General features: G+C 43.1%; 18 protein-coding genes. 10 read left to right on the top strand and 8 right to left on the bottom strand.

The window, feature by feature from the left end; translation table 11 throughout:
- Positions 1-165: 165 nt before the first annotated feature.
- On the bottom strand, positions 166-1638 hold the full coding sequence (gatB, locus tag N0824_RS08845; RefSeq protein WP_108936484.1) for an Asp-tRNA(Asn)/Glu-tRNA(Gln) amidotransferase subunit GatB: 1473 nt from the start codon (positions 1636-1638) through the stop codon (positions 166-168).
- Between the two features lie 479 nt (positions 1639-2117).
- Here gatB and N0824_RS08840 point away from each other — a divergent pair, with 479 nt between their 5' ends.
- Positions 2118-3647, top strand: coding sequence for a pyruvate kinase (locus N0824_RS08840; protein ID WP_108936483.1), 1530 nt, complete (start codon positions 2118-2120; stop codon positions 3645-3647).
- A 162-nt stretch (positions 3648-3809) separates the two neighbouring features.
- Here the strand turns inward: N0824_RS08840 and N0824_RS08835 are convergent, their stop codons facing one another.
- Positions 3810-4004, bottom strand: a complete 195-nt coding sequence (locus N0824_RS08835; RefSeq protein ID WP_002738625.1) for a hypothetical protein — start codon at positions 4002-4004, stop codon at positions 3810-3812.
- 236 nt (positions 4005-4240) lie between these two features.
- Here N0824_RS08835 and N0824_RS08830 point away from each other — a divergent pair, with 236 nt between their 5' ends.
- From N0824_RS08830 to N0824_RS08815, 4 genes are all read left to right on the top strand, one after another.
- Positions 4241-4816, top strand: coding sequence for a hypothetical protein (locus N0824_RS08830; RefSeq protein ID WP_108936482.1), 576 nt, complete (start codon positions 4241-4243; stop codon positions 4814-4816).
- Position 4817: 1 nt separating this feature from the next.
- A complete protein-coding gene (locus tag N0824_RS08825) occupies positions 4818-6497 on the top strand; it encodes a glycosyltransferase family 39 protein (protein WP_108936481.1) in 1680 nt (559 codons plus the stop codon).
- Between the two features lie 11 nt (positions 6498-6508).
- A complete protein-coding gene (locus tag N0824_RS08820; protein WP_002739214.1) occupies positions 6509-6718 on the top strand; it encodes a hypothetical protein in 210 nt (69 codons plus the stop codon).
- Positions 6719-7079: 361 nt separating this feature from the next.
- Complete coding sequence (locus N0824_RS08815; RefSeq protein ID WP_108936480.1) at positions 7080-7478, top strand: hypothetical protein; 399 nt, start codon at positions 7080-7082, stop codon at positions 7476-7478.
- Between the two features lie 106 nt (positions 7479-7584).
- On the opposite strand, the gene N0824_RS08810 is transcribed toward N0824_RS08815, so the two are convergent.
- The 5 genes from N0824_RS08810 to rpmH all read right to left on the bottom strand — a co-directional run bounded on the left by N0824_RS08810 (position 7585) and on the right by rpmH (position 10224).
- A complete protein-coding gene (locus tag N0824_RS08810; RefSeq protein WP_108936479.1) occupies positions 7585-8079 on the bottom strand; it encodes a R3H domain-containing nucleic acid-binding protein in 495 nt (164 codons plus the stop codon).
- Positions 8079-9227: a membrane protein insertase YidC gene (gene yidC, locus N0824_RS08805; protein ID WP_108936478.1), complete on the bottom strand. Its 1149-nt coding sequence runs from the start codon at positions 9225-9227 to the stop codon at positions 8079-8081. Before yidC ends, N0824_RS08810 begins: the two co-directional genes overlap by 1 nt.
- 85 nt (positions 9228-9312) lie before the next feature.
- Complete coding sequence (locus N0824_RS08800) at positions 9313-9708, bottom strand: PH domain-containing protein (protein WP_002784373.1); 396 nt, start codon at positions 9706-9708, stop codon at positions 9313-9315.
- Complete coding sequence (gene rnpA / locus N0824_RS08795; protein ID WP_108936477.1) at positions 9698-10060, bottom strand: ribonuclease P protein component; 363 nt, start codon at positions 10058-10060, stop codon at positions 9698-9700. The genes N0824_RS08800 and rnpA overlap by 11 nt, the downstream gene beginning before the upstream one ends.
- 26 nt (positions 10061-10086) lie before the next feature.
- On the bottom strand, positions 10087-10224 hold the full coding sequence (rpmH, locus tag N0824_RS08790; protein ID WP_002739276.1) for a 50S ribosomal protein L34: 138 nt from the start codon (positions 10222-10224) through the stop codon (positions 10087-10089).
- Between the two features lie 90 nt (positions 10225-10314).
- Between rpmH and N0824_RS08785 the strand changes: the two genes are divergently transcribed.
- Both N0824_RS08785 and N0824_RS08780 read left to right on the top strand, forming a co-directional pair.
- Complete coding sequence (locus tag N0824_RS08785) at positions 10315-12279, top strand: amylo-alpha-1,6-glucosidase (protein ID WP_108936476.1); 1965 nt, start codon at positions 10315-10317, stop codon at positions 12277-12279.
- An 89-nt stretch (positions 12280-12368) separates the two neighbouring features.
- Positions 12369-13010, top strand: a complete 642-nt coding sequence (locus N0824_RS08780; RefSeq protein WP_108936475.1) for an HAD-IA family hydrolase — start codon at positions 12369-12371, stop codon at positions 13008-13010.
- 207 nt (positions 13011-13217) lie between these two features.
- Here the strand turns inward: N0824_RS08780 and grpE are convergent, their stop codons facing one another.
- Entirely contained in the window at positions 13218-13940 is a 723-nt protein-coding gene (grpE, locus tag N0824_RS08775; protein WP_108936474.1) for a nucleotide exchange factor GrpE, read from the bottom strand.
- Positions 13941-14319: 379 nt separating this feature from the next.
- Between grpE and N0824_RS08765 the strand changes: the two genes are divergently transcribed.
- The 3 genes from N0824_RS08765 to N0824_RS08755 all read left to right on the top strand — a co-directional run bounded on the left by N0824_RS08765 (position 14320) and on the right by N0824_RS08755 (position 18926).
- The gene (locus N0824_RS08765) at positions 14320-16332 is read left to right on the top strand and encodes a GspE/PulE family protein (protein ID WP_108936473.1); all 2013 of its coding nucleotides are present in this window, start codon (positions 14320-14322) and stop codon (positions 16330-16332) included.
- Positions 16333-16484: 152 nt separating this feature from the next.
- Positions 16485-17591, top strand: a complete 1107-nt coding sequence (locus tag N0824_RS08760; RefSeq protein WP_108936472.1) for a type IV pilus twitching motility protein PilT — start codon at positions 16485-16487, stop codon at positions 17589-17591.
- A 120-nt stretch (positions 17592-17711) separates the two neighbouring features.
- The gene (locus N0824_RS08755) at positions 17712-18926 is read left to right on the top strand and encodes a type II secretion system F family protein (RefSeq protein WP_108936471.1); all 1215 of its coding nucleotides are present in this window, start codon (positions 17712-17714) and stop codon (positions 18924-18926) included.
- The last annotated feature ends 20 nt before the right edge of the window (positions 18927-18946 follow it).

The raw sequence follows: 18946 nt of genomic DNA, 5'->3' as shown, positions 1-18946 counted from the left end.
TAGAGCGAACTAATCAATTAAATCTCTTGCCAGATAAGGATTGAGTCGATTTATGCCCCCCTATCGAACCATAGCAAGTAACGAAGAACCTAATTCATAATTCATAATTCATAATTCATAATTCATAATTCATAATTTCTACTGATTACTGATCACTGAATATAACTAACCAGAAAGTTTTTGATCTAAGATTTGGCTAGTTAATTTAGGATCGGCTTTACCGCCGCTTTTTTTCATGACTTGACCGACAAAAAATCCCTTAAGATTGGTTTTACCAGCACGGAATTTTTCTAACTCGCTTGGATGGGCGGCGATAATTTCCTCGATCAGTTTTTCGATGGCAGAAGTGTCAGAAATTTGTATTAATCCTTTCTTTTCCACCAGCGCTTTCGGTGAACCGCCCTGGGTGAGAAGTTCTGGTAAAATTTCCTTAGCAATTTTGCCACTAATTGTTCCCGTTTCAATCAGTTTAACTAATTCAGCCAAGTCTGACGCTTGCAGGGCAATTTCTGTGATCGTCAGCTTATTATTATTCAAATAAGCGGCGATATCTTGACTGATCCAGTTAGCGACTAATTTCGCATTTGCCCCCGCAATTACCGCAGTTTCAAAATATTCGGCCACGGTGCGATCATCGGTTAAAACCCTGGCATCGTAGGGGGAAAGACCAAATTCTTCTTCATAACGACGACGTTTACGAGCGGGTAATTCCGGTAATTCTTCCGCCCAAGCTTTTAACTGTTCGGGGGAGACTTCTAGGGGGGGTAAATCCGGTTCGGGAAAATAGCGATAATCGCTAGAACCTTCTTTTTTCCGCATACTAATCGTCCGTTGAGTAGCTTCTTCCCAAAGACGGGTTTCCTGTACGATCAATTCCCCATTTTCGATCGCTTCAATTTGTCGATCGATCTCGTATTCTATGGCTTTTTGGATAGCACTAAAGGAGTTCATATTTTTAATTTCTACCTTAGTCCCGAACTTTTCAGTGCCTTTTTTGCGAACGGAAATATTGACATCGCAGCGCAGGGAACCTTCCTGCATATTACCGTCACTGATGCCGAGATAACGCACTAAACGCCTTAATTCTTGGGCATATTCCGCCGCTTCGGCCCCAGTGCGTAAATCCGGTTCCGAGACAATTTCCAATAATGGTACACCTGTACGATTAAAATCCACGAGGGAATGGGTGGAACCGGAGAGACGTTCGCTGCCAGCATGAACCAGTTTTCCCGCGTCTTCTTCCATGTGCAGACGGGTAATGCCGATAATTTTGCGGCTAACTTCCTTAGTTTTTTTATCGACGATCTCGATTTCTAGTTGACCCTGTTCGACAATAGGGAGATCATACTGGGAAATTTGATAATTTTTCGGCAGGTCGGGATAAAAATACTGTTTGCGATCGAATTTGCTATGAGGTGTAATTTTACCATCGATAGCTAATCCCAGTTTAACGGCACTGGCTAGGACCTCTTGGTTAAGGACGGGTAATACCCCCGGATAACCCAAACAGACGGGACAGACGTTAGTATTGGGGGGACTATCGAAGTTGGTGGGACAGGGACAAAATATCTTGCTTTTGGTGTTGAGTTGACAGTGGGTTTCTAAACCGATAATTGCTTCGTATTCAGTGGCAGACATATTTTCTCGCTCTCGCCGACACAGGAATGATCTGTTTAATCATTATAGTCGCGATTCTGGAGCATTCCCTCCCTTCATAAAACTTAATACTGTAGTTACTAATCACTTTAGTCACCTTTAATATAGCTCAAAAAAGATAATTGATTCAACCAATGTCCGCCATTATTTTTAAGTTTATGGCCTAAAACAGGGAAGCTTATCGATAGTTTTTCACCGATAAACCTAGCTTTTCTAGTAGCGACCACCGACCAGCGAACCCCGAAAACCAAAACTTCCCACCTCACCATGAAGATAAACCCCATAAATCGCAGCAAAAATTAACTTCTAGAGACGGGATATTTGCTTAGTATAGAAACAGAGAGATTATACCTGAGAACTGACCCCATAACCGGCCAGAAGCAATATAAGCCGCAAAAGTGATCATTTTCTAGGCGAGTATTGCCTTAGTAATTGACGATTTTTACTTTTTACGCAATTTTATGTCTTTAACTCTCTCAGAACAACTCAAACGAGAACAATTATCCTACCCCCAAACTCTCCTCCATCATCTGCAAAGGTTACGGCATTTTGTGACAGTAGAAGGCGAGGAGAAATTGCAGCAGTGGAAAAACCTGATTGAAAAGGATAATTTTCAACCTAGCACCCGTAATTTAGCCTATTATCTCGCCCTTAGACAAGAAGATATCCGGGATTTACAATTAGCTTTAATGCCCTGGGGATTATCTTCCCTCGGCCGGATTGAATCGAAAGTTTTACCGACCCTCGATGCGGTAATTGCCACTTTAGGGGCGGTTTGTCATCAAGAAGCCTCATTATTGCCAAAACATCCCCCTTTAGAGGCATTTTTCCAAGGAGATAAACTTTTAGCCTCCCATAGCGCCGAAGTTTTCGGTCTGCCTTCCCCCCGGCGTCGGGTGCGAATTATGGTGACAATGCCGACGGAAGCGGCAACCGACCCCGATTTTATCGCTCAATTACTGCGTTGCGGGATGGACTGTATTCGCATTAATTGCGCCCATGATAGCCCGAAAGAGTGGCAGGGAATGATCGAAAATCTGCGCGAGGCGGTCAAAAATCCCGAAAATTTAGTCAATGGACATACCTGTAAGGTTTATATGGACTTAGCCGGCCCAAAAATCCGTTTAGAGCAGATTTTAGCCCCCCAGTCCCAAACCAGACTATATCAAGGGGATTTTCTCCTCTTAACCACCCAACCGCCCTATACTGCCCATCCTCAGTATTTTCAGGCTAATTGTTCCCAACCGGAAATTATTCCCCAAATTCCCGTCGGGGCGAAAGTTTGGATTGATGATGGTCATATCGGGGCTGAAGTTATTGCCATAATGCCGGAAGGTCTTTTACTAAAAATTACCCACGCCAGGGAGAAAGGGGAAAAACTCAAAGCAGATAAAGGACTAAATTTCCCCGATACCGTCTTAAATATCGATCCTTTGACCGCAAAAGACCGGCAAGATTTAGATTTTATTGCCGAAAATGCCGATATTATCGGTTACTCTTTTGTACAAAAAGCCAGCGATATCGAGACACTACAGCTAGAGTTACAAAGTCGTTTGGGGGATGCTTGGCGACAAAAAGCAATCGTGGCCAAAATAGAAACACCTTTAGCCGTGAAAAATCTACCGGAATTAATCATCCATGCCGCCGGTAAACAACCTTTTGGCGTGATGATTGCCCGGGGTGATTTGGCCGTAGAAATTGGCTATCAAAGACTAGCAGAAATTCAAGAGGAAATTCTCTGGTTATGCGAAGCAGCCCATATTCCAGTAATTTGGGCTACCCAAGTCCTGGAAAATCTGGTTAAGAAAAGTATTCCTTCCCGGGCCGAGATTACCGATGCCGCTATGGCCGAAAGGGCTGAATGTGTCATGCTGAATAAGGGGAAATATATCCGCGAAGCGGTGACAATTCTCGATGATGTTTTACAGAGAATGCAGACCCACCAAGCTAAAAAAACCCCCCAATTACGCGCTCTCCATTCTTGGGTTTAAGCAGTTTCAGTTATCAGTTATCAGTTATCAGTTATCAGGAGTCAGGAGTCAGGAGTCAGGAGTCAGGAGATTATTTTTATTTATTCTCCCCAGTTCATAATTCATAATTCATAATTCATAATTACTCACACCTTTTCAACAGGATTGAGAATCAGAGGCAAATTAACGCATATTATTGACCGCACCACTAACCAAACCAGCGCTAACATAGCGACCATAACCATCAAGACGGTTTTGTTGAGCGATTCGAGAGGGATTATTGACGAGATCGGCAACTCCCACACCCATCATCACCACGGAGATAACTGCGATTAAGTAGTTACGGACAAAAGTTGGATTTTGGTGGCTGACTAACATGGTTGTTACCTCTCTTTCCTGTCGATAACCTTAGAATACGAGAGGGTTTGGGGTGATGTCAGTCCCATAATTCCGGGTGACAGAAGTGGAAAAAAGTGGAATCCACAGACAAGCTATGATTTTTTGTCGATTAGAATCGGTAGATAGGGGATCGGGAACAGGAAAAGGGCAATATTCGTCATTAATGTGGTTAAATAATCAGTAAATTGCCTAAAAACTGACATATTCTCCAGAATATGACCTTAAAAACAGCGATTATGACCATAAAATTTTTCTGGCCCTTAGTTTTAGGATTATCTATTGTTATTATTGACAATGGGCAATATTTGAGAGCAGAAACGGTAACTTTGAGCGCCAGTCAACGCCAACAACTGCGATCGCTAGATGCTAAGATTATTTTACCTAACTATATTCCTCCCGGATTTCGGGCCAGCGAGATTAAAATCCTCGCAGAAGAGAGGAAAGAATACGCAATCCTTTTTGAAAATGCCGAGAATAGCTGTTTTTTGGTGGAAGGAATCGAAAACGCCAGGGGCGATGATGGTTTAGAATTAGAGGGAACCCTAGCGCTCAATTCCCCACTATTTGGAGAAGGATACTGGCTTAATTATGGTACACCCAAAGACTCGGAATTAAGGCAACAATTCCCTGAACCCGATTTGTATTCCGATTGGATGAAAATGGGAGAATATTTTTATCGTCTCAGTGGGGCATTAATTGCCCGGGAGGAGTATGATTATCCTAATTGCCGTCAAGATATTTCCCCATCGGAAGCAGTTAAAATAATCGAATCTTTTGGAGATAACAATTAAATTGAATTTATCTACAGTCATTTCTAATCTACAACAAAAAGGCAAGGAGCGGTTAGCTTGGTCTGATTTTTGTTGGTTAGGATTAGTAATAATTTTGGGACTGGTTATTAGGTTAACACAATTAACGAGCAAACCTCCCTGGACGGATGAATTTGCCACTATGGTTTTTAGTATTGGCAATAATTACCAGATAGTGCCGTTAAATCAAATAATCTCCCTAGCCACCTTATTAGCACCTCTCCAGAGTAACCATCAGGCAACTATTGCCGATGTAATTAAATTAGTTATTCAGGAGGACAATCATCCACCTTTGTATTTTATTTTCGCCTATCTCTGGAATAAATTATTCTTTGATCGGGGAGAATATGTATCTTTAGCAGGAATGCGATCGCTGGCAGTGTTTTGGGGAGTTATTTCGATTCCTCTAATTTATTTTATCAGTAAATTTGTCTTTAAATCTGGCTCGATCGCTTTTCTGGCGGCGATTTTAATGGCGGTTTCTCCCTACGCGGTTTTTATCTCCCAAGAAGCGCGTCATTATACTTTAGCGGTTGTATTTGCCCTCATATCTTTAGGCTGTTTTCTTAAGGCAAGCATCAAAATTATCGACTATAAGAGAATATCCCATACTTTGGTTTTTTTCTGGTTAATTGTCAACTGTCTAGGGTTATTAGTCCACTATTTTTTTAGTTTAACTATCCTAGCGGAAGCGATAACTTTATTATGGATTTTATTCAATCAAATCAAACAAAAAAACTTTTGGATAACTAATTGGTGGCGTTTAAGTTTAGTTTTTTTAGGTAACTTGAGCTTTATTATTATTTGGTTTATCACGTTTGTACCCAAAGATTATGGCAATCAGATGACTGGTTGGATTCAGAGAGACAATGATAGTTTTTTAGCCGTAATTAGCCCCTTTTTTCAATTACTGGGAACATTAATTACTATGCTTTCCCTGCTCCCCGTTGAATCAGAATCTTTAATAATTATCTTGACTTCTGGGGCAATAATGATCGGGTTTTTTCTCTGGATTATCCCACAATTAAAAACAGCGTGGCTAGACTCCTATAAACCAGAATTAGGCATTCTCTCGGCATTTTTTCTCAGTTCAATTGCTATTTTCTTTGTCATCACTTATCTGCTTTCGGTCGATATTACCCGGGGAGCTAGATATAGTTTTGTTTACTTTCCCTCGGTAATTTTAATTCTAGCAATTTTATTAGATAATTGTTGGCAAAGGCAGCAGCAAAAAATCGTAATTATTGTAATTATTATGGCTTTATTTAGTTCCCTAAGTGTTACTTTTAATTTAGGCTATCGTAAGTATTATCGGCCAGATAAATTAGTTACCACTATCGAAAATAATAGCCGTTATCCGTTAGTAATTGCCACCAGCTATAGGAGTTTGGTGCAGGTGGGAGAAATGATGGGAATTGCTTGGGAATTTAACCAAAGATTTCCCGATAAAAACCCTAAGTTTATCTTAGTTAACTCAGGACAAAAGCCAAATTTTAATCTGTCATCTTCTGCCCCTTTTGAATTATGGTTAATTAATTTCCATTCTTCAATAGATCGATCGGACTGTCAACTCTCAGAGTTATCCTCCAATTATGTAACAGGTTATCAATATCAAAAGTTTCTCTGTGGGCGATCGATGGATTATAATAATAAAGTTAAGTAGGGCTATTAACTATGATTATTTGGGTAAATGAACAGATTGATCCCTGTGGTTTAGTACAAGCTTGTATTGCCTGTCAAGACGAACAAGCAGCAAAAGATTGTCATCAAAGTTGGTTAACCAGTCTTACGGACGAGCAAAAACAAGCGGGGTGGGTAGCAGTTTTAAGAACCGTAGAGTCTTGGGATGATGTACCTGTAAATGCTCTGAAGTTAAGTTATTAACTAGGGTTTGCGGCAAAAAGTTTGGCGTGGGTGTGGGGTGTTTTTAAAGTTGAATAGGGAGTTAATCCCACTATTAACAACGTCAATCGATGACAAAATTTTGGCTGCCAGAGCTTTGAGAGCAAAAACAGGCGAAAAGACAGAAGAGAAAGGAGATATCTGGCTAAAATAACGTCAGTTCGGGTTAAGCAGATTGTGCCATGACTTTCAGGAAAGAATAGGACTGACTGGCTAAGGTAAAATTAGGGTTTCGGCTTATCTCGAACTGAGGTTAAAATAAAAAATATTTCAGTTATCAATAGTAAAGCCCACTAAAATGATAACTGGCCTTCATTCCTACTCAAAACAGTGGCTATTTTTCGTGAATATCAGAAAAGAAATCACTTTATTGATGATGTGCATGGCATTTTCGAGTACATTTTTCGGTGAGGTTTTCGCCGCTCCACGTCTTGACTGGCACAGTGCCGATTTTGAAGGTCTGCGAGTAATTGCCGAGTCAGCTTGGAAGACCGAATACGAAGCAAAGAAACGCGGGGAAGAACTACACTTCAAATATGGGTTTCAAAATCTGGGTATTCTTTGGATTCCCTACTATCGTAATCTATCGGGAAAATCCCTCTATCAAACAATTATCGTTCCAGAGGGCAATTGTGATCGATTTTTACAAGAGAATATTCGACGAATCAATCGCGATGCCTACTGCTTTACACCCAGTAATCGTGGTTTAGCCCCCAACCGTCGAGGTGGTCGGATTTTCTAATTTTATATCTCCACGGCCGTGGTAATTCTCAACTCAATTTTAGAGTGAGCAAGAAGGCTAAAGCCTAAAATAAAAAAGAGGGCAGGTTTTACCCCACCCTTTGGTTTTATTTTAAACGAATTACTAACCGGCGATCGGGTTCCACGCCGCGACTTTCTGTGGTTAAATCGTTTTCTTCCTGAAAAAAGGCGTGAATTTGGCGACGTTCCGCCGAAGATAGGGCTTTTAATTCTATTTCCTGTCCTGTTTGCCGCACTTGCGTCGCCGCTTGATTCACCCAGTCGAAGAGTTCTGACTGTCTTTGTTGACGATAGCCGTTGATTTCAACAATATAGAACTGATGTTCTGCCGAATCGACACCAATATTTAGAATCGTATTAGCTAGGGATTGAATCGCATCCAGTCCCTCACCCTTGTTAGCGAGGAGAAGTTCCACTTGTTGGGGACTCAATTGACTGCTATCAATAATTAACCAACAGGAGGAAGGTCCAGTTCCCAATTCCTGCACACCAATCTGGACATCTGTGGGCATGGCCATCAACTTTAGCAGTTTTTCCAGCCATTGTTTAGCTTTCTCGCTATTTTGCTCCCATATACTCATTACGATGTTTTTTCCTTTTTCTTGCTAGAACGTTTTTCAAAGGGGAGAGCATCGCGGGTTTTTTCCGTTTTTTCCTGTTCCGCTACCAATTTTTGCAGGTTTTCTGGTAACGGTTCCCGCATCAAAATCACCGTTTGAATAGTTTGGAAGATGTTCGCGGTTAAGATATACATCAATACCCCCGCCGGTAAGGGGAAAAACAGGAACATCATACTAAAAATTATCGGGGTGATTTTATTCACCGTTTGCTGTTGTTGGGCTGCTCCCCCCGAAGGCGCACCGGCGCCGGATAACTCTTGGTTAACATAGATACTAACGCCGAAAGCGATGACCATCGCCAAAATATCCCAGTGAATTTCACCATTGGCACCAGTTGCCCCAATTCTTCCCAGGGCCTCAATAAAGAGAAAACCCGTATTAGCGGCAATCCCCGGGACGATAACTTTAATACTGGCATCTCCGGGGGCTAAAGCGACGATGGAACCGTCTTCATTAACTTGCACCAGTTCTTGACCTTTAACCACCTCGTAGGTGGGTTTTAGGTTATTTTCGGGTGCTTCCGTGGCTAATTGGCCCAAAGACTTGCCCTGGTCGTTTTGCAGGTCGATTTTTAGCTGTTCTCCCGGGGCGATTTTATTGCCTTGGGGTAAAAAAGCGGTGATGGGATAGTGGAGAGACTCGTCAATATAAACGTTTTGGGGTTTGGTGCCATAGGGTTGGCGCTGCACGAGGGCGATTTGTTCGCTCGGCAACACCTGTAAATCGACGGTGTAGTTAATATCCGAGAAGGGGGAACCCCGCAGCGTCGCAAATAAAGCCAAAAGAATCGGCATTTGTAATAACAGGGGTAAACAACCGGCTAGGGGGTTGCCCAACTCCTGCATTAATTTGCCCATTTCCTCCTGTTGTTTTTGCGGGTCATTTTTGTAGCGTTGTTGAATTTCTGCCTGTCTTTCCTTCATCAAGGGTTGAGTGATTCGCATTTTTCTCATATTGCGAATCTGGCCGGCACTGAGGGGAAAGACGGCAAATCTCACCACCAGCGTTAAAGCAATGATGGCGAAACCGTAACTATGCACAATCCGAAAGAAAAAATCTAGGATTGGCAACATGATATTTGTGGAAATAAATCCGACTCCAAAATCCATGGGTTTAATCTATGCCTTCTCGTTTAATGGGGGTTCACTTGTAACAAATCTAATTTATCGAATCTCGGCGATCGATTATTTTGTTTTATTGACTTATGATCGATTCTAGGGGACGACCGGTTTTATCGGCGACTCTTTCGGCAATATAGTCATGAATTTCCCGGAATTTCGGCATCGCGCGCATTTCTAAACGACTTCTATCCTTGAGAGTTACGACAATATCCCCCCAAACACCAATTCCTCTCGGCATTTTTGCCACTTTTGCCACTTCTGAATAGATAATATCTGTGCGATCGCGTCCCATCCAACCCCCAGTGATCGAAATCCGCCGATCGGTTATCTTATATCTTAACCAGATTGCCCGTACCACTGCCCCAACGGTTAAAGGCAAACAAATCACCGTAAATCCTAGCAGGATATTGATGATTAGGTCGCCGATGTGCGGACCGCCTTCATAAAAAGTTTCTTCTTTAATGCCCATGAATTATATTCGCCTTCACTAACAACTGCTTTAATTCTCGCAAAAAATGTTCATAATTGCACTCGATCGCCTCGGGACGGATAATGATTATCCCTCGCCATCCTGCCGCTATTTCTGGCAATAACTGCCGAATTACCGCTCGTATTTGCCTTTTTAGTCGATTACGAACCACCGCTTTTTTACTAACTTTCTTGCTAATCGAGATACCAAAACGACTGGGGCCGGGGGCATCTGGGCAAGAATCCTCTAAACTAATTAAGGTTAAGTGGGAACCGTGATAACGCTTCCCTGTTCCATAGACAGCTTGAAAATCCTGTCGATGTTTTAAGCGATGAATTTGGGGTAGTCCCACGAAAATTAGTCGGTTCCCAGAATAACCTAAACACTTAAACGATAGCGCCCTCTTTTCCGACGAGCTTTAATGACTTTACGTCCGTTGACGCTACGCATTCTCGCTCTAAATCCAGAAGTGCGCTTCTGTTTGCGCGTGGTTCCTTCTAAAGTACGTTTACTCACTGCTGATTTTTCTCCTTAAGATAGAGTTACTCTATAGATATAAAGACACAATTTTCTATTATAACAAAATTACTAGGAATTGGGAAGCTCATGGTCAAGCTCCGTTTTGGTCGAGATATATGTAATTATCTTCCGGTGGCTGAAAAGCGCGAATGGTTAGTCACTAATGGTATTGGGGGTTTTGCTGCTGGAACTGTGGCTGGATTTCTAACTCGCTGTTATCATGGCCTCTTGATCGCTGCTTTGGCTCCACCGACGAAAAGAACACTTCTAGTGACTAAAATCGATGAATCGGTACAATATAACCAGAAACTTTATCATCTGGCCAGCAATCGCTGGTTAGGTGCTACGATCGAACCGCAAGGCTATATTAATATCGAAAGTTTTCATCTGGAAGGTGCGATTCCCGTCTGGACTTTTATCTGTGGGGATGCCTTACTAGAAAAGCGCATCTGGATGGAACAGGGAGAAAATACCACCTATACTCACTATACCTACCTTCGCGGTAATTCTCCCCTAACTCTCAATCTGACTGCTTTTGTCAATTATCGTGATTTTCACGGCAATACCCAGGGTTTTAACTGGCAAATGGATATTAGTCCTCTGGAAAAAGGAGTCAGAGTGATTGCCTATGACAATGCTGTACCTTTTTATCTATTAATCAGTCAGGGACAGGTTTTCCCCGCTCATATCTGGTATTATCGCTTTGATTTGGCCGTGGAACGTTATCGTGGTTTAATCGATCGAGAAAATCATCTCCATGCTGCTAGTTTTTCGGCTACTCTTAAAGTGGGAGAATCGGTGACAATTGCCGCTAGTACCCGTCCCGATCCCAGTTTAGACGGTCAATCTTCTCTAGAGTCTCGCTATCGCTACGAAAATAGTCTGATTAATCCCCAGCAGCCCGAATGGATTCAACAACTTACCCTCGCTGCCGACCAGTTTATCGTTAGTCGTCCTCTCCTGGATCAACCGGACGGCAAAACGATCATCGCGGGTTATCCTTGGTTTGGTGATTGGGGTCGCGATACGATGATCTCCCTAAGAGGATTAACTTTGACTACAGTCCGACCTGCGATCGCCCGTCAGATTTTACTAACTTTTTCCCGTTATCTAGACCGGGGTTTATTGCCGAATTTACTGCCCGATGGGGGAGAAATGCCCGAATATAACGCTGTCGATGCTATTCTTTGGTATTTTGAAGCCATTCGTTCCTATTTTAACCAAAGCCAAGATTTTGAGTTTCTCAGAACTATTTATCCCGCTTTAAAGGAAGTGATCGCTTGGTTTCGTCGCGGTACTCGCTACAATATTCACCTAGATGACGATGGTTTGATCTATGCCGGCGAAGCGGGAGTACAATTGACTTGGATGGATGCCAAAGTTGATGATCTGGTGATTACTCCCCGCATCGGCAAACCCGTAGAAATTAATGCCCTTTGGTTCAATGCCCTAAAAATAATGGTTCAATTTGCCCATTATTTGGGCATGGATGCCACTGATTACGAAAAAATGAGAAAAATGACCCTAAAAGGGTTCTCTCGCTTCTGGGATGATTCTCTGGGGTATTGTTACGATGTTTTAGATACGGACAAGGGTAATGATGCCAGTTTACGACCGAATCAACTTTTTGCCGTGTCTTTGTCGGTGGAGGAGTTATTAAATTCCCCACAGAAAAAGGCCATTGTCGATATTTGTGCTTTAAAATTGTTGACTTCTCGCGGTTTGCGATCGCTAACTGCCGATCATCCTGATTACCGTGGCGTTTACAGTGGCGATCGCTTAAAAAGAGATAGTGCCTACCATCAGGGAACAGTCTGGGGATGGTTATTAGGGGCATTTATCGAAGCCCATCTGAAAGTCTATCGCGATCCTATCCTAGCTGAGAGTTTTTTAACACCGATGATCGATCATCTTGGGGATAGCTGTATCGGTAATTTAAGCGAAATTTTCGATGGTAATGCTCCTTTTACCCCTAGGGGAGCTTTTGCCCAAGCATGGACGGTGGCAGAGGTATTAAGAGTTTGGCAAGTGATCCGAGAATTTCGGCCATAATCCTTTAAAATAAGCAATGGTTAGGTGTGTTAGGCCCCCAAAGGACCGACCCTAAAAACCTCAGTTCGACGGTTATAGACAAAACTCTCATGCAGAAACCGCAAGTTATTTTTCTCGATGCTGTGGGGACCATTTTTGGGGTAAAAGGCAGTGTCGGAGCAATTTATAGTCAAATAGCGGCGGATTTTGGGGTAGAGGTGGCGGCAGAGAGTCTAGAACAGTCTTTCTCGGCTATTTTCCCCACTTCTCCCCCCCTAGCTTTTCCTGACGTTGAACCGGCACAAATTCCTGAGTTAGAGTATCGCTGGTGGCGATCGCTGACTGGGGCAGTTTTTAATAATCTAGGTTATCTGGAACGATTTCCCGATTTTGAGGCTTTTTTTGGCGAACTTTATCATCATTTTGCCACTGCCGAGCCTTGGGTGCTGTACGAGGATGTCATTCCCGCTTTAAGACTCTGGCAGATTCAGGGGATCGAGTTGGGCATTATTTCCAATTTTGATAGTCGTATCTACCAAGTTTTGGCCGAATTAGGCTTAGAATATTTTTTTCGATCGATCACGATTTCTTCTCAGGCCGGAGCAGCTAAACCAGATGCTGAAATTTTTCAAATCGCCCTAGAAAAACATGATTGTCCCCCCGCGCAAGCTTGGCATATTGGCGATAGTAAAAAAGAAGATTACCAAGGGGCAAAAGCCTTGGGGATAGAAGCATTTTTAATTAAAAGATAAATCGGGCCTGCTGAATAAATCTAAAAACCTTGTTAGATAATATCTTTGGCTCTTGTGGGTAAAATCCTACACCCCACACCCCCACGAATAAATCGGTCAAGAGAGAAAAAGTCTCTGAGCGAGGATGAGGGATAGGAGATAGCGGGGGAATACAGACCCTACCGGCCAATACCTAACCCTCAAACCAGTTTAATCCCCATCGGGATTTTAGACTGATTCCTGGGATGGAATGGAAGTGGCTTCGGACTGATCAGCATTAGGGTCTGTCTCTTTGGGGGCGGCCACTTTTACCAAAGCATGACGCAAAACCTGTTCTCCGAGAGTGTATCCCCGTACTAACTGCTCCACCACTGTGCCTTCGGGATGTTCATCGGTGTACTCCCGCATCATCGCTTCGTGGTAGCTAGGATCAAAGGGTTGACCTTCCGGACGCATGGGGGAAACGCCTAAACGCTTGAGACTGTCCACTAAGGTTTTATAGACCCCTTGGTAGCTTTTGTGAATACCCATCTCACCATCATTAGCCGGTTTAATTTGAGTACGGGCGCGCTCAAAATTATCCACCACACCAAGAATTTCCATCAGGGTTTTGCCCTTGATTTTTGTTTCCAGTTCCTCTTTTTCTTTCTCTGTGCGTTTGCGAAAATTGTCGAACTCGGCTGCTAGAGTGATATAGCGTTTCTTGTAGGCATCAACCTGTTGGGTTTGTTCCTCTAACTGCTGTTTGAGAGTGTCGATTTCCTCTTTTAGAAAATCGATAGTCATTCCGTCTAGAAGGGAAAATCCCTCGCTAGAGGCGGCCTGGTCCGTCACCGTTTTGGCTTCATCGGTGACACTGGTTTCTGATTCGGTGGCAAGAGATTCAGGGGAATTAGAAGAGGATTCTTGGTTTTCGTCGAAAATTGCTGAGGTATTTGGTTCTGCACTCATGGTATAGGATTTTAGTGGGGAATTTGGCAATATATGACCATTTAATGCTGATTTTGGTCTTTAAGTACCAGCTAATAATCAAGGCTTAACCCTTAATGTAACATTTTGTGGACAAGATCCGTAACTGGATATAAGCGACCCCGATAGATAATCGGTGATCTAGAAAAATTTTTGCTAAGTAGCTGGTTATAATTAAATTAAGAATGGATTTTAGGTTCGATCCCCCCTGCCCCCCTTGATAAGGGGGGTGCCGATAGGCGGGGGGATATCCCCTTAATAAGGGGGCATCTGATAACTTTTAACGCCTACCTACTTAGAATGCAGTTTTCTCGGTAGAATTGGGAAGATTAAAGGGTAGTGGAGAGGTTAGGAATCGTCTATGACATTTTCTTCCAAGAAAACCCGTGCCGTTGCCCTACGCAATTACTTTTCCCCCTTTGGTAACAAGTTGGTGCAGTCGGGCTATATCGGTGCCGAGCAAATGCAACAGGCCCTGGTGGAAACACGGAAATCGGGACGATCGCTAGTAGAAATATTACAAAAACTAACCGGGCGACCTTTGCCCCCGGATTTACAGCGACAGTATAAGAAAAACCAGTTATTTGAACTAAAAATTCTCTACGGAGTCGAATCGCTCGACCCAGAATTGAGCGATGTGGATGGACTGGAAATAGCCAGATTGATCGATTCTTTGATTCCGATCGATCTTTGTCGTCGCTATCGTCTCATCCCCCTGCGTCGAATCGAAGGAGAGCCGGCTTCAATTTTGATAGCCATGGTCGATCCCGACAACCTAGAGGCTACGGACGATATTAATCGTATCCTCCGCCCCAGGGAGTTAGGTTTACAGCGTTTAGTGATTACCGGGGAAGATTACGAAAGATTACTGGAAAAATTCCACTGGGCCCAACCGGAACTAGAAAGGGAAAAAGCCAGACTCGAAAAAGAAAAAGAACTGGAAAAACTCTCGGATCTCACCGATATTGTCGCCAGTATTGAGGTAGTCTCTGGTGCTAACGATGAAGTGGCCGATGATCTCGGAGAAGGAGACGCGAATCAAGCCCCCGTCATCAACCTGGTCAATAAAATACTAGCTAAAGCTCTACAGGAAGGGACTTCCGATATTCACATCGAACCCCAAGAAGAATTCCTGAAAATTCGCTTTCGCAAAGATGGAGTTCTTCATCAAGCTTTTGATCCACTGCCGAAAAGAATTACCCCAGCGGTTACAGCCCGTTTTAAAATCATGGCCGATCTCGATATCGCTGAACGTCGTCTTCCCCAAGATGGTAAAATTCGGCGGATTTATCAAGGACGGAAAGTGGATTTTCGGGTTAATACCCTGCCCAGTCGCTACGGGGAAAAAGTCTGTTTACGGATTCTCGATAACTCCTCTACCCAGTTGGGTTTAGATAAACTAATCACCGATCAAAAAACCCTACAAATTGTCCGAGATCTGGCCAGTCGTCCCTTTGGTCTGTTGCTGGTGACGGGCCCGACCGGTTCGGGGAAATCCACCAGTTTATACTCGGTATTAGCGGAAAGAAATCACCCCGGAGTTAATATTAATACCGCCGAAGATCCGATCGAATATTCTCTACCAGGCATCACCCAGGTGCAGGTAATTCGCGAAAAAGGCATGGATTTCGCCTCGATTCTGCGGGCATTCATGCGACAAGACCCGGATGTGATTCTGGTGGGAGAAACTAGGGACAAGGAAACAGCTAAAACAGCGATCGAGGCCGCCTTAACTGGTCACTTGGTCTTAACTACCCTACACACCAACGATGCCGCAGGTGCGATCGCTCGTCTCGATGAGATGGGGGTTGAAACGTTTATGATTTCTGGTTCTCTGTTGGGAGTTTTGGCCCAGCGTCTGATGCGGCGCGTCTGTACCGAGTGTCGAGTCGCCTATCACCCCACCCAAGAGGAATTGGCCCGTTTTGGTCTTTCCGCCGCCAATGAACAGGAAGTGACCTTTTATAAGGCTAATACCCTGACCATAGAGGAAATTCAACAGGCGCGAAGAGAGGGCAATCTCTGCGTCAAGTGCAACGGCAGCGGTTATAAAGGTCGCATCGGTGTCTATGAGGTAATGCAGAATAGTGAACGACTACAGCAATTAATTAACCAAGGGGCAACCACCGATCGCATTAAGGAGGCGGCCGTCGATGAGGGCATGGTGACACTCCTAGCCTACAGTTTAAATCTGGTGCGCGAGGGTTACACCACCCTCGAAGAAGTGGAACGGGTGACATTTAGCGATTCTGGTCTGGAAGCGGAATTAAAAGCTAAACGGAAAAGCGGTTTAATCTGTAGTGGTTGTCGCGCCGAACTAAAACCAGAATGGCTCGATTGTCCCTATTGTATGAGACCGCGATTTAGTGGTTAAGACAGTTTTTCAGTGATCAGTTATCAGTTATGAGATTTGAGTTTTAAGTAAGGAGTATTAAGTGAGTAGTCTTAAATAGCACTTTCCCAATGTCTTTTCAATAGTTACTGGTTACTGTTCACTGATTTTACCTTATAGATGGAGTTTAACTTATGGACTTAATGATCGAAGATTTAATGGAACAATTGGTCGAGATGGGCGGTTCCGATATGCACATTCAGTCCAGGGCGCCGGTCTATTTTCGCATTAGTGGCAAACTCACCCCGATTAATGAAGAATCTTTAACCCCGCAAGATTGTCAGAAATTGATTTTTAGTATGCTCAATAATACTCAAATAAAAGAGTTAGAGCAGAATTGGGAATTAGACTGTTCCTACGGGGTGAAAGGATTAGCAAGATTTAGGATCAATGTTTATAAAGAAAGGGGAGCCTATGCAGCTTGTTTACGCGCTTTGTCCTCCAAAATTCCTAACTTTGAACAATTAAATTTACCAGAAGTAGTCCGAGAATTATCGGAAAGACCGAGGGGATTAATTCTCGTAACTGGACAAACAGGTTCAGGTAAGACTACCACTTTAGCATCAATTTTAGACTTAATTAATCGGACTAGGTCTGAACACATTTTAACTGTAGAAGACCCAATTGAATATGTTTTTCCTAATATAAAAAGCCTGTTTCACCAACGACAAAAAGGAGAAGATACCAAGAGTTTTGCTAACGCATTAAGAGCAGCTTTACGCGAAGATCCTGATATTATCCTTGTGGGAGAAATGCGGGATTTAGAAACAATTAGTTTGGCAATTACGGCGGCGGAAACCGGTCACTTAGTCTTCGGAACTCTGCACACTAGCTCGGCAGCGGGAACAGTCGATCGGATCATTGACGTTTTCCCCCCTAACCAACAGTCACAAATTCGCTCCATGTTATCCAATTCTTTACTAGCAGTTTTTAGTCAAACCCTAGTCAAGAAAAAAAATCCTAAACCAGGGGAATTTGGCCGGGCAATGGTACAGGAAATCATGGTGGTAACTCCAGCGATCGCTAACCTAATTCGCGAAGGAAAAGCCCCCCAAGTTTACTCAGCAATTCAAACGGGAATGAAGCTAGGAATGCAAACTATGGAACAGGGATTAGCTAATTTAGTTTTTAGCGGTGTTATATCCTTTGAAGAGGCAATTTCTAAAAGTGGTAAACCCGATGAATTACAACGTCTTGTCGCCGGATCTGGTGCTAACGTCAAAACTAAAGCCCGGATTTAATACTAAATCCTGTTTAAAAGATATAGGAGAGTGGGAAGTTTTTTGCTGTAAACAGTGAACTGATAACTAATAACTAATAACTAATAACTAATAACTAATAACTAATAACTAATTTGTCCTATGCCTACTTTTGTCGCACAAGTTAAAAGCAGATCTGGAAAAGTTTTCCAAGAGAAAGTTGAAGCTATGTCTCCCGATCATGCCCGAATGATGCTGAAGGCGAAATATGCTGCCGTCGGTAAAGTCAAAAAAGCGGGAGGAGAGATCGATCTTTCTGGTTTAGAGTTGATGTTTGCCAAGATTTCCATCAAAGATAAAGCGGTTTTTTCCCGTCAATTTTCGGTAATGATTAATGCTGGGGTGCCGATTGTGAGATGTTTGGGAGTTTTGGGGGATCAATCCGGTAATCCCAAGATGAGAAAAGCACTACAAGCGATTAGTGCTGACGTACAGCAAGGCAGTCCGTTATCGCAAGCGATGGCCAAACATACAGAATGTTTTGATGAACTTTATGTCAGTATGATCGAAGCTGGAGAGACGGGGGGGGTACTCGATGAAGTGCTGCTGCGTCTCTCGAAACTTTTGGAAGATATGGCCCGCTTGAAAAACCAGATTAAATCAGCGATGACCTATCCAGTAGCGGTGGGAATTTTGGCGGTAATTGTGTTTTTCGGGATGACGATCTTTTTAATTCCCGTGTTTGCGAAAATTTTCACCGATTTGAAGGTGCCACTACCAGCTTTAACGCAATTTATGCTCTTTTTAAGTAGTCTGATGCGTAGTTGGTTGATTTTAATTCCGATTGTCACCATTACTGCCACAGTTTTTTTACTGCGTCGCTATTACAAAACCCCGATGGGTCGTCTGCAAATTGACCAGTTTTTCCTTAAAATGCCTCTTTTTGGTGATTTGAATGAAAAATCGGCTGTGGCTAGATTTTGCCGGGTTTTTGGGACTCTGACGCGTTCTGGTGTCCCGATTTTGAGTTCCCTTGATATCGTTTGTAATACGGTGGGTAATCAGGTAATTGCCAATGCGATCATCGGTGCCAAGGCGGAAATTCAGCAGGGGGGAATGATGAGTTTAGCCATACAAAAAGCCAATGTTTTCCCAGCTTTGGCCATTCAAATGATTAGTATTGGTGAGGAAACGGGAGAATTAGATGCCATGATGATGAAAGTGGCCGATTTCTACGAAGATGAGGTGGAACAGGCTGTTAAAGCTTTAACCAGTATCATTGAACCCTTGATGATGGTCGGTATTGCCGGGATAGTGGGAACTATTCTTCTGTCCATGTACTTGCCCATGTTTAAAATCTTCGAGGCGTTAGGATAAGTTGAGACTAAATCCTATTT

The organism is Microcystis sp. 0824 (assembly GCF_003112475.1).
GTDB lineage: Bacteria > Cyanobacteriota > Cyanobacteriia > Cyanobacteriales > Microcystaceae > Microcystis > Microcystis aeruginosa_C.
Note: the sequence above shows the minus strand (reverse complement) of the source record. Positions and strands in the feature narration are given on the sequence as shown.

What these genes read in the sequence shown, in the direction of transcription:
- gatB (WP_108936484.1), bottom strand. Translation starts at nt 1,638, where the DNA reads ATGTCTGCCACTGAATACGAAGCAATTATCGGTTTAGAAACCCACTGT.
- N0824_RS08840 (WP_108936483.1), top strand. Translation starts at nt 2,118, where the DNA reads ATGTCTTTAACTCTCTCAGAACAACTCAAACGAGAACAATTATCCTAC.
- N0824_RS08835 (WP_002738625.1), bottom strand. Translation starts at nt 4,004, where the DNA reads ATGTTAGTCAGCCACCAAAATCCAACTTTTGTCCGTAACTACTTAATC.
- N0824_RS08830 (WP_108936482.1), top strand. Translation starts at nt 4,241, where the DNA reads ATGACCTTAAAAACAGCGATTATGACCATAAAATTTTTCTGGCCCTTA.
- N0824_RS08820 (WP_002739214.1), top strand. Translation starts at nt 6,509, where the DNA reads ATGATTATTTGGGTAAATGAACAGATTGATCCCTGTGGTTTAGTACAA.
- N0824_RS08810 (WP_108936479.1), bottom strand. Translation starts at nt 8,079, where the DNA reads ATGAGTATATGGGAGCAAAATAGCGAGAAAGCTAAACAATGGCTGGAA.
- yidC (WP_108936478.1), bottom strand. Translation starts at nt 9,227, where the DNA reads ATGGATTTTGGAGTCGGATTTATTTCCACAAATATCATGTTGCCAATC.
- N0824_RS08800 (WP_002784373.1), bottom strand. Translation starts at nt 9,708, where the DNA reads ATGGGCATTAAAGAAGAAACTTTTTATGAAGGCGGTCCGCACATCGGC.
- N0824_RS08785 (WP_108936476.1), top strand. Translation starts at nt 10,315, where the DNA reads ATGGTCAAGCTCCGTTTTGGTCGAGATATATGTAATTATCTTCCGGTG.
- N0824_RS08780 (WP_108936475.1), top strand. Translation starts at nt 12,369, where the DNA reads ATGCAGAAACCGCAAGTTATTTTTCTCGATGCTGTGGGGACCATTTTT.
- grpE (WP_108936474.1), bottom strand. Translation starts at nt 13,940, where the DNA reads ATGAGTGCAGAACCAAATACCTCAGCAATTTTCGACGAAAACCAAGAA.
- N0824_RS08765 (WP_108936473.1), top strand. Translation starts at nt 14,320, where the DNA reads ATGACATTTTCTTCCAAGAAAACCCGTGCCGTTGCCCTACGCAATTAC.
- N0824_RS08760 (WP_108936472.1), top strand. Translation starts at nt 16,485, where the DNA reads ATGGACTTAATGATCGAAGATTTAATGGAACAATTGGTCGAGATGGGC.
- N0824_RS08755 (WP_108936471.1), top strand. Translation starts at nt 17,712, where the DNA reads ATGCCTACTTTTGTCGCACAAGTTAAAAGCAGATCTGGAAAAGTTTTC.